This is a genomic window from Priestia sp. SIMBA_032 (assembly GCF_046535215.1).
GTDB classification, from domain to species: Bacteria; Bacillota; Bacilli; order Bacillales; family Bacillaceae_H; genus Priestia; species Priestia aryabhattai.
Window position 1 is genome coordinate 1 of sequence record NZ_JAWRXD010000735.1, and the last position, 269, is coordinate 269.

Sequence of the window (269 nt, forward strand, 5' to 3'; positions counted from 1 at the left end):
GAGACATGTTCACCCAATCCGTGCTTGCACTGGCGGTCGCGGCTGCGTTGCCCACAGCGCTCTTCGCTCAGACGCAAACGGTACCGGCAAGCGATGCGCAGGGTATGAGCAGGCAGGCGCAGGAGAAAAGCTTTGCACAGGAACTGGTGGACATCACCGTGGCGAGGCATCCCGAACTGATCGAATTGGACCTGCACGCGAGGCTGCCAGGCAGCGCGCAGAGTCTTATCATCGCCGCTAAGTCCCAGCAGCGAATCGGCAAGCCGACG

Annotated in this window: 1 protein-coding gene; it reads left to right on the top strand. The window is 61.7% G+C overall.

Features of this window, described 5'->3' with window-relative positions; all coding sequences use genetic code 11:
* Positions 1–241, top strand: a 241-nt coding sequence (locus SB717_RS36235) for a hypothetical protein (RefSeq protein WP_410907848.1), incomplete at its 5' end; no start/stop codon positions are given.
* Positions 242–269 lie beyond the last annotated feature (28 nt).